The sequence below is a fragment of the Bradyrhizobium algeriense genome, assembly GCF_036924595.1.
GTDB lineage: Bacteria > Pseudomonadota > Alphaproteobacteria > Rhizobiales > Xanthobacteraceae > Bradyrhizobium > Bradyrhizobium algeriense.
The window spans coordinates 6,768,797-6,781,296 of the sequence record NZ_JAZHRV010000001.1 but is presented as its reverse complement, the minus strand read 5'-3'; the positions used below and the strand labels follow the sequence as shown (position 1 = coordinate 6,781,296).

General features: G+C 63.8%; 11 protein-coding genes and 1 pseudogene. 9 read left to right on the top strand and 3 right to left on the bottom strand.

Annotated features, from left to right (window positions below; all coding sequences use genetic code 11):
* Window positions 1-67: 67 nt before the first annotated feature.
* The 6 genes and pseudogenes from V1286_RS32680 to V1286_RS32655 all read left to right on the top strand — a co-directional run bounded on the left by V1286_RS32680 (window position 68) and on the right by V1286_RS32655 (window position 6,850).
* The gene (locus V1286_RS32680) at window positions 68-3,544 is read left to right on the top strand and encodes a helicase-related protein (protein WP_334486914.1); all 3,477 of its coding nucleotides are present in this window, start codon (window positions 68-70) and stop codon (window positions 3,542-3,544) included.
* A gap of 12 nt (window positions 3,545-3,556) precedes the next feature.
* On the top strand, window positions 3,557-3,826 hold the full coding sequence (locus V1286_RS32675; protein WP_334486912.1) for an RNA-binding S4 domain-containing protein: 270 nt from the start codon (window positions 3,557-3,559) through the stop codon (window positions 3,824-3,826).
* 135 nt (window positions 3,827-3,961) lie between these two features.
* A complete protein-coding gene (gene fdxA / locus V1286_RS32670; protein ID WP_108512449.1) occupies window positions 3,962-4,300 on the top strand; it encodes a ferredoxin FdxA in 339 nt (112 codons plus the stop codon).
* Between the two features lie 507 nt (window positions 4,301-4,807).
* Complete coding sequence (locus tag V1286_RS32665; RefSeq protein WP_334486910.1) at window positions 4,808-5,509, top strand: CarD family transcriptional regulator; 702 nt, start codon at window positions 4,808-4,810, stop codon at window positions 5,507-5,509.
* Between the two features lie 247 nt (window positions 5,510-5,756).
* Window positions 5,757-6,016 (top strand): annotated as a pseudogene (locus tag V1286_RS32660) (transposase domain-containing protein); the annotation flags it as partial.
* Between the two features lie 150 nt (window positions 6,017-6,166).
* Entirely contained in the window at window positions 6,167-6,850 is a 684-nt protein-coding gene (locus tag V1286_RS32655) for a class I SAM-dependent methyltransferase (RefSeq protein WP_334486908.1), read from the top strand.
* A gap of 11 nt (window positions 6,851-6,861) precedes the next feature.
* Here V1286_RS32655 and V1286_RS32650 read toward each other — a convergent pair whose 3' ends face one another.
* Window positions 6,862-7,089, bottom strand: coding sequence for a hypothetical protein (locus tag V1286_RS32650; protein ID WP_334486905.1), 228 nt, complete (start codon window positions 7,087-7,089; stop codon window positions 6,862-6,864).
* 356 nt (window positions 7,090-7,445) lie between these two features.
* On the opposite strand from V1286_RS32650, the gene V1286_RS32645 reads away from it, so the two are divergent.
* Window positions 7,446-7,832 (top strand): hypothetical protein, encoded by a 387-nt coding sequence (locus V1286_RS32645; RefSeq protein WP_334486904.1) that lies wholly within the window; start codon window positions 7,446-7,448, stop codon window positions 7,830-7,832.
* Between the two features lie 88 nt (window positions 7,833-7,920).
* Here the strand turns inward: V1286_RS32645 and V1286_RS32640 are convergent, their stop codons facing one another.
* Together V1286_RS32640 and V1286_RS32635 are read right to left on the bottom strand one after the other, a co-directional pair.
* The gene (locus V1286_RS32640; protein WP_334486902.1) at window positions 7,921-9,504 is read right to left on the bottom strand and encodes a M48 family metalloprotease; all 1,584 of its coding nucleotides are present in this window, start codon (window positions 9,502-9,504) and stop codon (window positions 7,921-7,923) included.
* Between the two features lie 3 nt (window positions 9,505-9,507).
* Complete coding sequence (locus V1286_RS32635) at window positions 9,508-10,296, bottom strand: thermonuclease family protein (protein ID WP_334486899.1); 789 nt, start codon at window positions 10,294-10,296, stop codon at window positions 9,508-9,510.
* 82 nt (window positions 10,297-10,378) lie between these two features.
* Here V1286_RS32635 and V1286_RS32630 point away from each other — a divergent pair, with 82 nt between their 5' ends.
* Both V1286_RS32630 and V1286_RS32625 read left to right on the top strand, forming a co-directional pair.
* Window positions 10,379-10,852 (top strand): VOC family protein, encoded by a 474-nt coding sequence (locus V1286_RS32630; protein WP_334486897.1) that lies wholly within the window; start codon window positions 10,379-10,381, stop codon window positions 10,850-10,852.
* A gap of 256 nt (window positions 10,853-11,108) precedes the next feature.
* Window positions 11,109-12,368, top strand: coding sequence for an IS110 family RNA-guided transposase (locus V1286_RS32625; RefSeq protein WP_334477947.1), 1,260 nt, complete (start codon window positions 11,109-11,111; stop codon window positions 12,366-12,368).
* Window positions 12,369-12,500: the final 132 nt, after the last annotated feature.

Below are 12,500 nucleotides of genomic sequence, written 5' to 3'. Positions count from 1 at the left end.
TGGATTGCTTCGCTTCGCTCGCAATGACGGCTCAAGCGCCGGCACTTAATAGAAACACCTGCACATAATGGCTTTCTCACCTTCCACGTTCGCGACCGATCGCGCGCCAGGCGCCGGCGTTACCGCCGTGCTCGGGCCGACCAACACCGGCAAGACGCATCTGGCGATCGAGCGGATGCTGGGGCATTCCTCCGGCGTGATCGGCCTGCCGCTGCGGCTGCTCGCGCGCGAGGTCTACAACAAGATCGCCGATCGGGCGGGCGTAGACAGCGTGGCGCTCGTCACCGGCGAGGAGAAGATCAAGCCGAAGAACCCGCGCTACTGGGTCTCCACCGTCGAGGCGATGCCGCGCGATCTCGATGTGAGTTTTCTCGCCGTCGATGAAATCCAGATCGCGGCCGATCTCGAGCGTGGGCATGTGTTCACCGACCGCATCCTGCATCGCCGCGGCCGCGACGAGACGCTGCTGCTGGGCGCCGCCACCATGCGCCCGATCATCGAACGGCTGTTGCCGGGCGCCTCCATCATCACCCGGCCGCGGCTGTCGCAACTCGAATTCGCCGGCGACCGCAAGATCACGCGCCAGCCGCGACGCACCGCGATCGTCGCGTTCTCGGCCGATGAAGTCTATGCGATTGCCGAACTGATCCGCCGGCAGCATGGCGGCTCTGCCGTCGTATTGGGCTCGCTCTCGCCCCGCACACGCAATGCGCAGGTGGCGATGTTTCAGAACGGCGACGTCGATTATCTCGTCGCGACTGACGCCGTCGGCATGGGGCTCAACCTCGATGTCGATCATGTGGCGTTTGCGTCAGACCGCAAATACGACGGCTATCAGTTCCGAAGGCTCAACCCGTCCGAGTTCGCGCAGATCGCGGGCCGCGCCGGACGCGCCACGCGCAACGGCACCTTCGGCACCACGGGGCGCTGCGCGCCGTTCGAGCCGGAGCTGGTGAACGCGCTGCAGAACCACACGTTCGACAGCGTCAAAATGCTGCAGTGGCGGAATTCAAAACTGGATTTCGCCTCGCTCGGCGCGCTGCAGGTGTCGCTGGCGCTGCCGCCGGGGCATGAGGCCTTGACCCGCGCGCCGATTGCCGAGGATCAGCGCGTGCTCGATCATGCGGCGCGCGACGGCGAGGTGAGGGACATGGCCCACGGCGCGGCCGCCGTGGAACGGCTGTGGGACGCCTGCCAGATCCCGGATTACCGCCGGCTGGCGCCCGCGGCCCACGCTGAGCTCGTGACCACGCTTTATGCATTCCTGATGAAAAGGGGCCGCATACCTGACGCATGGTTCGCCGCCCAGGTCGACCAGGCCGACCGCGTCACCGGCGATATCGACACGCTGTCGGGCCGGATCGCGCAAATCCGCACCTGGACCTTCGTCGCCAACCGCCCGGACTGGCTATCCGACCCCGACCACTGGCAGGGGATCACGCGGGAGGTCGAAAATAAATTATCCGATGCGCTGCATGAACGGCTTACGGAGCGTTTCGTTGACCGGCGGACCAGTGTATTGATGCGCCGCCTGCGGGAGAACTCAGTTTTGAATACGGAAATTGGCAAGACCGGCGAAGTGATTGTGGAAGGCCACGCGATCGGCCGGCTCGATGGATTTACCTTTGCACCCGATGCGGCGGAAGCCGGCTCGGACGCCAAGGCGTTGCAGGCGGCAGCCCAACAGGTGCTCGCCAGCGAGATCGACGCGCGCGCCACAAAACTTGCCGCAGCGCCCGACGATCAGTTCGTGCTGACGTCAGATGGCACCATCCGCTGGACTGGAGATGCCGTCGCAAAGCTCGTCGCGGCCGACGACGCGCTGCATCCGCGATTGCGCATCATTGCCGACGATCGCCTGTCAGGGGCGCCGCGCGAGGCCGTGCAGGCGCGGCTCGATCTGTGGCTGAAGACGCATATCGAAAAGCTGCTGGGGCCGCTGTTCGGGCTGTCGAAGGCCGAGGACATCACCGGCATCGGGCGCGGCATCGCGTTCCAATTGGTCGAGGCGCTCGGCGTGCTGGAGCGCGCAAAAATTTCCGCCGAGATGAAGGATCTCGACCAGGCCTCGCGCGCCACTTTGCGCAAATACGGCGTGCGCTTCGGCGCCTATCACATCTATTTCCCCGGGTTGCTCAAGCCTGCGGCGCGCGCGCTGGCGTCGCTGCTGTGGGCCGAGAAGCAGGACAATGTCGATATGTCCGCGCTCTCTGGCGCGCAGCATCTGGCGAGCTCGGGCCGCACCTCGTTCCCGGTCGACAAGGCGCTGCATCGGGATGCCTATCGCGTGCTCGGCTATCGCCAGTGCGGCGAGCGCGCGGTGCGCGTCGATATCCTGGAGCGGCTCGCCGATCTCATTCGCCCCGCGCTGGCCTGGCGCGAGACGTCGCCCGGCGAAAAGCCGACCGGCGCGTTCGATGGCCGCGGCTTTGTGGTGACGCAGGCGATGACCTCGCTGACAGGATCCGCCGGCGAGGATTTTGCTTCGATCCTGCGCGCGCTCGGCTACCGCATGGACAAGCGCCCGCCATTGCCGCCGAAGCCAGCGCCGGTGGAAGTGGTCGAGACCGTCTCCACTGAGGCAACGCCGGTCGAGGCGAGTGCCGAGGCAATCGCAGAGACACCGGCTGAAGAAGTCGCAGCCGATCTGCCGATGTCAGGCGATCCCGCGCCGTCGGCATCGCTGCTGCCCAACGTCACGCTGGTACCCGTCGCGAGCGAAGAGCCTGCCGCGCCGGTCGAGGCCGCACCCGAACCTGCCGAGACCACGCCGGCGGAAGCCGCGATCGCGGACGCGCCCCCGGAACAGGAGGCGGAGCCGACGATCAGCGCCGCCGAAGCTGCGGCCGAGCCCGCCACCGCGAGCGAAGCGCCTGCCGAAAGCGCTCCCGCTGAAGCCGCTCCCGCGGAGGCCGTAGCCGCGGAAGCCTTGGAAGCCAAGCCTGAAACGAAATCTGAGACGCCGGCCGAGCCTGCGCTCATCGAAGTCTGGCGGCCCGGTGGCCGTTCCGACGAGCGCCGTCCGCATCACGACCGCAACCGCCAGCGCCATCACGGCCGCCCGGCCGAAGGCGCGCCAGCCGTGGCTAGAGAAGGCGGCGAGGACGCGCCGCGCGAGCAGCGTCATCGGCGCGGTCGCCGCAATGACTTCCGCAAGCCGCGCGAGGGCGCGCCGGCCGATGCTACCGCTGCGCCCGCGACTGAGGGCGCACCGGCGACTGAAGTGCGCGAGCAGACGCGTCAGGACCGTCCGCCCCGCGAGCGTTTTGAAGGCAAGGGCCGCGACGGCGATCGCCGCGACAAATTCGATCGCAACAAGGGCGACCGCAACAAGGGTGGTGATCGCAACAAGGGCGAGCGCGGCGGCCGCGATTTCGGCGGACGCGACAAGGGCGGCCGTGACAAGCGCGACCAAGGACCATCGCACCGTCAGTGGGCGACCAGCGCGGCGCCGCGCGAGCGTGACCGCCCGGTCGATCCCAATTCGCCATTTGCAAAACTGGCGGCGCTGAAGGAACAGCTCGCCGGCAATCGCAAGGAATAGTCGAGCAGATATTTGGAGCGGCAGCGTCTCGATAAGTGGCTGTGGCACGCGCGGGTGGTGAAGGCCCGCACCTCCGCTGCCGCGCTCGTCGAAGCCGGTCACGTCCGCATCAACGGCGTGCGTGAGAAGGCGCCGGGACATTCCGTTAAGCTCGGCGACGTGCTCACCATCGCGCTCGATCGCACCGTGCGCGTTCTCAAGGTGGCCGGATTTTCCGAGCGGCGCGGCGATGCTACGGCCGCGCGCGTGCTCTACGATGATTTGCAGAATGACAAAGAGTGACTATGTGCACAGAGCTGGCGGCGAGGCCTGAAAACGGCGGTTTGAAGCACGCCGCTTCCCTTGCGGCAGCGGACCGCATGCGCTACGCAAACCCCGGAAAACTGATCCGTTTCGGAGCCTTGTTCGGAGCCCTGGATGACTTACGTCGTCACTGAAGCCTGCATCAAATGCAAATATACCGACTGCGTTGAGGTCTGCCCCGTCGACTGCTTCTACGAGGGCGAGAACATGCTGGTCATCCATCCCGACGAATGCATCGACTGCGGCGTCTGCGAACCCGAATGTCCCGCCGACGCCATCAAGCCGGACACCGAGCCCGGTCTGGAGAAGTGGCTCGAGGTCAACACCGAGTACGCCAAGAGCTGGCCCAACATCACCCAGAAGAAGGAAGCGCCGACGGACGCGAAAGAATTCGAGGGTGTGGAGGGCAAGTTCGAGAAATATTTTTCCAAGGAACCCGGTAGCGGCGACTAGGCTGTGGATAAGTTAAGGGCTCGTTGAGCCTGTTTTCGCCCCCAATCTGAACCGAACCAGCGTTGCTGATTTAACCCTGTTATTGGACTTATGGCGGATACGGCCCCGTAAAGGCCCGGAACCCGGCGTAAATCATTGATTTTTGCGGAAAATGTGCTATATTGGGCACATTACAAGCCGATCCTGGCCATGTGTAGCTTGTGGCCCCGGTGGGTTCCCGTAAAACATCGAACAGGGGCGTGGCAGTTCCGCGCGCAGGCTGTGTCACAGAAAACGCGTAAAAAGAGTGCTTCCAAGACCACGAAAAAAGCCGCTCCGGCCAGCCGCAGCGCAACCAAAGGCCGTGCCAAGGCGACTGTAAAGGTCGCAAGGAAGGTTGCGGCCACAAAGTCCTCAAAGAACAAAAGAAGCGCAATGCCAGAAAAGACTGCCAAGACTGTCGCGAAAGCGGCGGGTTCGAAGACCCCTGCGTCCAAAGTTGCTGCCAAAGCTCCTGTGAAGACCCCTGTGAAGGCTGCGCCCCCGAAGGCCGCCATTGCTGCGCCGAAGGCTCCCGCCAAGCCGGCTGCCGCCGCCGCGCCGCGCGTCGAGGAGCCGAAGAAGGTCGTGACCCAGCGTCAGGGCTTCAAGGCCAATGAATTCGTGGTCTATCCCGCCCACGGCGTCGGCCAGATCCTGGCCATCGAGGAGCAGGAGATCGCGGGCGCCAAGCTCGAGCTGTTCGTGATCAATTTCATGAAGGACAAGATGACGCTCCGCGTGCCGACCGCCAAGGTCGCCAATGTCGGCATGCGCAAGCTGTCCGAGCCGGCGCTGGTCAAGAAGGCGCTGGAGACGCTCAAGGGCCGTGCGCGCGTCAAGCGGACCATGTGGTCGCGCCGGGCGCAGGAATACGAAGCGAAGATCAATTCGGGCGACATCGTCGCGATCGCCGAAGTGGTCCGCGATCTCTACCGTTCGGAATCGCAGCCCGAGCAGTCCTACAGCGAACGCCAGCTGTATGAAGCAGCCCTCGATCGCCTGTCGCGCGAAATCGCCGTCGTCCAGCATTCGACGGAGACCGAAGCGGTGAAGGAAATCGAAAGCCAGCTCGCCAAGAGCCCGCGCCGCGGCGCCAAGGCTGAAGCGACCGAGGCTGACGGCGAAGCCGACGAGGCCGATGTCGAGGCTGACGGCGACGACGCTGCCGTAGCGGACGAAGCCGCCTGAAAGGGTTCGACGGATTGAGATAAAAGCCCGGTCGAAAGACCGGGCTTTTTGTTTGCGTTGCGGGAGAAACCGCGGGAGGGGCGGGCTCTCAACACATCCAATCGGTGGAGGCCGCCTCGCAGGTAAGGCACGGTATTGAGAACTGTCCTTATGGACGGTGATAAGCGCAGTGCCCAAGTCGGGCGGCCTGAGGCGGTCGAGATGTTCGGCGGCGTCGCTGGTCCGGAGATGAGAAGCTCAAGATTGTCGTGGAGGGCTTGCAGGCGCCGCGCCAAGTTGCGGCGCTGGCTCCGACGAGGGCGGCCGCCGCGCCGCAATCATGTACACCCCTATCGCCACAGCCAAGCTCAACGACATCAATCCACAGACTTGGCTCGCTGACGTGCTGGCTCGCCTGCTGGATCCCCCCTCAAGCGCGTTCACGACCTCTGGCCGTGGAACCTGGCTTCTTCAGAACGCCGTCCACGCTGCATAAGCGCAGTCAGCCATCCGTCCAATGTAACTTAGCCGGGGCCGCCGCGGGGTACACATGCGGATCATCCGGCCATGCACATCGACCAAATAGCTGCTGCCGACAGACACCGTGCCAGCCCGCGACGATTGTCTGAGGAGCAACTATAATGGCTGAGATCCAAGTCATATCCTGTGGGTGAGCATGTGAGCAAAGAGACCGCCGTTGACCACGTGACGCAGAACATGGAGACGTACAACAGAATCGCTGAGCACTACCACGTGACTGCGACGCCTGGGCTTCGCGCCTGGAAGGAAGAATCAATGCGGCGTTTCGCGGCCTTTCTGCCGGGAGCCCATGTTGTCGTCCCAGGCTGTGGGGATGGCCGTGACTCACGGTTCCTGGCATCCCTGGCCTTACAGGTCACTTCATTCGACCTGTCCGACGCTATGCTGCGAATTGCACGAGAACGAGATCCTTCGGGGACTTATCTCAAGCTCGATTTCCGCGATATGGCGAACCTTCGCGGGCCGTTCGACGGCATATGGGCCAGTGGCTGCTTGTACCATCTCACCAAAGCAGAGTTCGTGCGGTGCGTAACGACGTGCAGATCTTTGTTGTCAAAAGCTGGGGTGCTGTACGTGAGCATGAAAGAGGGACAAGGCGAACGTTATGAAGAGATTCTCGGGCCTCGCTACCCTGGAGGCGCAGAGGCCAGAGCCCTTCTTCAAGGTAGACGCTTCTACGCCTACTATGAACGCGACGAGCTTCTCAAAGCACTCGACGGCTTCGCCTTGCTTGCCGAACAGCGTGTGGAACCCGCCGAACGTGGGTTTGAGTTGTGGTTGCGCAAGATTGGCGAGGCTGCCGCCCAGTCTAGACAAGTTTAACTTCGGTCACTTCAAGGAACGGCGCGCGATATCTGCCGCCGCTTGCGCGGACGAGCCGGTTCCGCCGAAGTCAGGGCAGGCCCACCAATGGCCGCAACAGGAGCGTGACGCTCGCGACCAGCACGCAGCAACTGCTCGACAATATGAAAAGAAGAAAGTTTTCCATGCTGCAATCCCTTTGCCGCGATTCCTTTTTTGTTGGGAAGCCGACGTTTGAGCCCGCGATCCGTTCCGGTCATTTTTGCGGAGTACATTTGCAGTAAAGGCGGGCCGACTTCCGGTTCCGCGATGGAACTCGACGCGATCTCGCTGTTGGCTATCGCTCTACTTGAGGCAGGGCAATTGGAACCCGAGGCTGACGGCGACCTGACAATGCCGATGTGAATGCTGGTTTGCTCACCTGCCCGGATTGTCTTCGACTTCGCGCATGCGTGCCGCGGCGGACAAGTCGCTTGCGTCAGCAGTGGTCGGGAACTTTCGCCTCAACCTGTCGCGCCGCCGTTCTCTCGGAATGTGGTCAGATTTCCGGCCTCTTGTGACCAAATTTAAAAGTGAGTCTGGCATTTCACATCCAATTGAACCGCAGGGGTGTTCGATGAAGACTCAAATTCCGCTGGTCTTTTTCGCCGCTTGCATTGCTGCTCTCGCGCCGATCGGCATGCCGACTGTGCAGGCGAAAGCGCAGATCAAAGAATGCAGCGTCAAGCCGGCGTCAAATGCACGAGGGCATTGGTCCTGGCGCCTCATCGACGGACGAAAATGCTGGTACGCCGGCAAGGCCGTGATCCCGAAATCCTCATTGCGGTGGGCCGCTGTGGCGCCCGCGCAAGCCAAGGTCGATGTGAGGCCCGTCGTTGTCGCTGCTACGCCCGTGGTTGTCGCCGCAGAGAGACGTAGCGACCCCATGGATGCACAGGCGCGAATGGTCGACGCCGACAATACGTTTGAGGCGCGGTGGCGAGCGCGTGTAAGCAGCGAGTAGGTGAGGCCGTAGCGAATTTGATGTTCGCTTCTTTAGATGCGTAGCCCGGATGAGCCACCGGGCTACGTTCTGTCGGAGTGCCCGCGCCTCAATCCACCACGATCTTCACGCGATCCCTTGGCTTGACCTGGGCGTGCTGGTCGAGGCCGTTGAGGATGCGGAAGCGTTCGGTCGGGCGGTCGACGCCGGTCATGCGGTGGGAGAGGGATTCGACGGTATCGCCGGGCTGCACGGTGATGACCTTGATGCGCAGGGGGCGCGCGGCCTGGATTTCTTCGAGCGTCAGGCGGCGGAAAGAATTCACCGTCTCGCGCGCATTGCGCTCGCTCTCGGTGTTGCGCTGCTTGGCGGCGAAGATGAAGCGGTAGACATCGCTGCCGTAGCGCAGCGCAAAGACCTTGAACTGCCATTGATCGCCGTTCGCGGAAGCCGAAGCCACCGGGAAACCGTTGATCATGAGGTCTTCGGTCGAGCCCTTGTCGACGCCTTCCATCCAGCCGGAATTGAGATAATCGGCAAGCGACTGTTCGGCCGGCACGCGCACCACGTCGAAGCGCATCGCCTGCGTGCCGCCTTCGCGCACCCCGATAACGGCCTGCGCGGTGTTATCCAGCGTAAACGTATCGGGCGCAGCGAAGGTGAAGCCGAGCTTGGGATGCAGGAAGCGCCGGCCGCGCACGAAACCTTCGCTGGGATCCTCGCCGTAGACGAGGTTGTCGATCGCGGCGAGATAGGTCTCGCGGTCGCGCTCGGCGTTCTGCGGCGAGGTGTATTGCCGGGCGCTGGCCTGCGCGTTCTGCACGCGCTCGGGGGTTGCCGGATGCGAGGACAGGAAGTCCTGCGCGCGGGGATCCAGCGAGGTCTTGCCAGCCTTCATCGCCGCATTGCGTTCCATCGCGGCGAGGAAGCGTGCCGCGCCATAGGGATCGAAACGGGCACGGGCCGCAATGCCGACGCCGATGCCGTCGGCCTCGAATTCCTGCGCGCGAGAGAAGCTCGCCATCGTCAGTTTCGTTTTCGCCAGCGCCAGCGCCGTCAGATCGGGGTCGTTGCTCATGTCGGTGACGACACGGGTCACGACCGCAGCCTGCCGCGCCTGGTCTTCCCGGATCGAGGCGTGCTTTGCGATGACATGCGCCATCTCGTGGCTCAGCACCGAGGACAGTTCGGAGGTATCGCTGGCGAGCGCCACCAGCCCGCGCGTCACATAGAGCTGGCCGGTCGGCAGCGCGAAGGCGTTCACGGCCCCGGAATTGAGGATGGTCACCCGGTAGGCCTGCTCGGGACGGTCGGAGGCCGCGACCAGCCGGTCGACCGTCTTGCCGATCAGGGTCGCGAGTTTCGGATCGTCATAGGCGCCGCCATAGGAGGCGAGAATGCGCTCATGTTCGCGCTCGCTCGCCGGCGTTTGCGCGACGACGCGGCTCGGCTTGGGCGCCGCTACCGTCGGCGCCGCGGTCTCGAGTTTTCCGAGATTTCCACAGGAGGCAACCGTGAGCGCGGCGCACAACAGCGCCGGCGCAGCCAAGAGGCGGCAGCCCGAGTTTCCTTCGCGCCGTTTTCCACGATGCGTCAAATCAGCCACTGGACCCACGATCCGACCAGGATCGTCGATCTCATCCCTGTTTTGCGCCTGATCCAAACGAAAACCGGTGCCCAGCCTTCGGATCATGCGTTATTTCCCGCCCAGCACCTCAACCTGCCCCACCCGGAACAGCTCGATCCGTGGTCCTCCCCGCGACGAGACAATGCCGCGGACACGAATCCGTCGATTTTCGAGCGACTTAGGTCCAAGGTTGGCGCTCTCGAACGCCGGTATGATCCGCCTTGAAATAGTCGCAGCGAAGTCCCGTGTCCAGTTCCGCCCGAAATTCAGGTAGGTAATCGCCCCCGCCTGCCGAACGGACAGAACTCTGCCCTCGACTACCGAAAAGTGCCCAATCGCGGACAGAATATCGCCCGAACTTTCCGCGTTTTTTATGGCCGTGGTTTCAGCCCACATGCCCAATTTGGCATCCCGCGCCGCGTTCTCGGCAGCGGCCAGTGTTGCAGCGCAATTTTTTTCGGATGTGTCACTCGAAACCAACGCCTCGCCGCGGCGCAGCAGCTCGCTTTGCACCGAGTGTTCCGAGCCGGCCACGAACACAAAGGCGCCCTGGCGGCCGTAGCGATCCGGCGTGTCGTCGTCGCCATGCAGCGTCACCTCGCGGCCGCCGGCGATGGCGGACAATGCGGCCCTGCCGCTGACCCTGTCGGTTCCACCACGCTCGATGCCGGCGAGACGGACCTCGCGGCCGTCTTCGAGGCGAAGGCTGCGCGCATCAATCACGGTGGCGACCCGGCCTTCGCCCTGCGGCTCAAGCAGGCAACCGGCGGCGCCGGCCGGTCCGGCGGTCGCCAGCACGAGAAGTGACGCGGCCAATGCCGGGAACGCAGCGCTGTTACGCAATGCCGGAGGGGTCATACCGCTGCTCTTCGTCCCGCTTGTTCCTGTATGGTCGCCGGCAACGGCATCACTACCTGAGATTGCCACGCGGGGAGAGACAATGGAAGTCAACGGCATCGCACATATTTTCCTCACCGCCTCGAATTATGAACGCTCCCGCGATTTTTATCGCAAGCTGCTGCCGTTTCTCGGGCCGACGCCGGTGATCGACACCGAGACGACCTACTACTGCGTCGGCGGCCGGACCGCGGTCGGCATCAGCGCGCCGTCAGCCGAGCATGAAGGCGCGGCATTCGAGCAGAAGCGTGTCGGCTTGCATCATCTCTGCTTCCGTGCCCGTGAACGCGCCGACATCGATGAACTGCACGGCTTTCTGACGACGCTTGGCGCAAAGAATCATCCGCGCCGCGCGAGGATCAGTGGGCGCCGGGCTACTATTCGATTTTGTTCGAGGATCCCGACGGCATCCGGCTGGAGCTCAATCATGTGCCGGGGAAGGGGTTGTTGGGGTAGCGAAGCGCAGTGCCGTAGGATGGGTAGAGCGAAGCGAACCCATCGCGCCTCCGCGCAATGATTGATGGGTTTCGCTACGCTCTACCCATCCTGTACCCTTCTGGCGTTCGGCACCAGTCGTTGATGTAGACTGGCTGCACGGGCCGATCTGCCGGGAGCTGCCTGACCCACCCGTGCTATGAGCCACCTTCGTAGGACCTGCGCCCCGGTGGAGCGGCTGCGATCAATATCCACTAGGAGGTTTGCGCCAAGAGCGCCAGTACAGGGATCGATCGGGATCGCAGTGGGCCCGCTTTGAGAAGCGAGGAGGTCCAGTAATGGTTGAGGATGTGCGTTGGTTTGTCGGGATCGATTGGGCAACACAGAGCCACCGCGTTTGCCTGCTTGATAGCGAAGGAGGACGCATGGGCGAGCGGGAGTTCGCCCATGGCGGAGCCGGACTGATGGAACTGCGAGATTGGTTGCTGCAGAAGACCGGGGCTGCGCCGGGGCAGATCGCCGTCGCGATCGAGATGCCGCATGGTCCCGTGGTGGAGATGCTGCTCGAGCACGGGTTTGTGGTCTTTGCCATCAATCCCAAGCAGCTCGATCGTTTCCGCGATCGCTTCACAGTCGCAGGCGCCAAGGATGACAGCCGAGACGCCCTTGTCCTTGGAGACTCACTGCGTACCGATCGGAAAGCCTTCCGGCAGCTTGCGATCGACAATCCGGTGGTGATCGAGCTGCGCGAGTGGTCGCGCCTCGTGGACGAGTTGCAGCAGGAACGGACGCGTCTGGCCAATCGTCTGCGTCAGCAGCTGTGGCGCTACTATCCGCAGGCGACCGAACTAGCCGATGATGTCGGGGACGACTGGTTCCTGGCGCTGTGGCAAAAGGTGCCGACCCCCGCCGCCGCCGCGAAGGTAACGGAGAAGACGGTTGCGCGCATCCTCAAGGACCACCGCATCCGGCGTCTCGATGCCGCCACCGTGCTGCAGACCTTGCGCAAGACGGCCTTGTTCGTCGCCCCAGGCACGACGGAGGCCGCTTGCGTGCATATCCGCAGTCTCGCGGCGCGCATGCACCTGGTCAATCAGCAGATCAAGGAAGCCCACAACGCCCTGGACGGCCTCTGCGCCGGGCTCGCGGCACCGGACGAGGAGAGCCCGTCGGGGCAGAGCCGTGAGCAGTGTGACGTGGCAATCCTTCGCTCCTGGCCGGGAATCGGCAGGATTGTTCTCGCCACACTGCTCACCGAGGCAGCGCAGCCGCTGCAGGCCCGAGATTATCACGCCTTGCGTGCGCTGGCAGGGGTTGCTCCGGTGACGCGGCAAAGCGGCAAACAACGCTTCGTGATCCGCCGCCACGCCTGCAACAGGAGGCTGCAGACCGCCGTTCATCATTGGTCGCGCGTTGCCATCCAGCACGATGCTGCCGCGCGGCGCCGCTATGATGCCTTGCGGCAGCGCGGCCACGGCCATGCACGTGCGTTGCGTAGCGTGGGCGATCGCCTGCTCTCGGCTCTATGCTCGACCCTCAAGAGCCGGACCCTGTATGATGCCAACCGCGGGAGTTCGCAGATCTCCGTCAAACAGTAAGCCTCATTCCTTGGTTCGGCCGCTTGCGACCATTCCTTCGTCCCGACCTGCCGAACCCGACAGCGACGCGCGCAGACGCTGTCCAGGATGCCATCGGCACCGGCGTAGCCGGCGCGGAGCGTCCTGGACGGC

Excerpts from the sequence above, each read along its gene's own strand:
- V1286_RS32680 (WP_334486914.1), top strand. The coding sequence starts at position 68 with ATGGCTTTCTCACCTTCCACGTTCGCGACCGATCGCGCGCCAGGCGCC.
- fdxA (WP_108512449.1), top strand. The coding sequence starts at position 3,962 with ATGACTTACGTCGTCACTGAAGCCTGCATCAAATGCAAATATACCGAC.
- V1286_RS32650 (WP_334486905.1), bottom strand. The coding sequence starts at position 7,089 with ATGACCGGAACGGATCGCGGGCTCAAACGTCGGCTTCCCAACAAAAAA.
- V1286_RS32645 (WP_334486904.1), top strand. The coding sequence starts at position 7,446 with ATGAAGACTCAAATTCCGCTGGTCTTTTTCGCCGCTTGCATTGCTGCT.
- V1286_RS32640 (WP_334486902.1), bottom strand. The coding sequence starts at position 9,504 with ATGATCCGAAGGCTGGGCACCGGTTTTCGTTTGGATCAGGCGCAAAAC.
- V1286_RS32635 (WP_334486899.1), bottom strand. The coding sequence starts at position 10,296 with ATGACCCCTCCGGCATTGCGTAACAGCGCTGCGTTCCCGGCATTGGCC.
- V1286_RS32630 (WP_334486897.1), top strand. The coding sequence starts at position 10,379 with ATGGAAGTCAACGGCATCGCACATATTTTCCTCACCGCCTCGAATTAT.
- V1286_RS32625 (WP_334477947.1), top strand. The coding sequence starts at position 11,109 with ATGGTTGAGGATGTGCGTTGGTTTGTCGGGATCGATTGGGCAACACAG.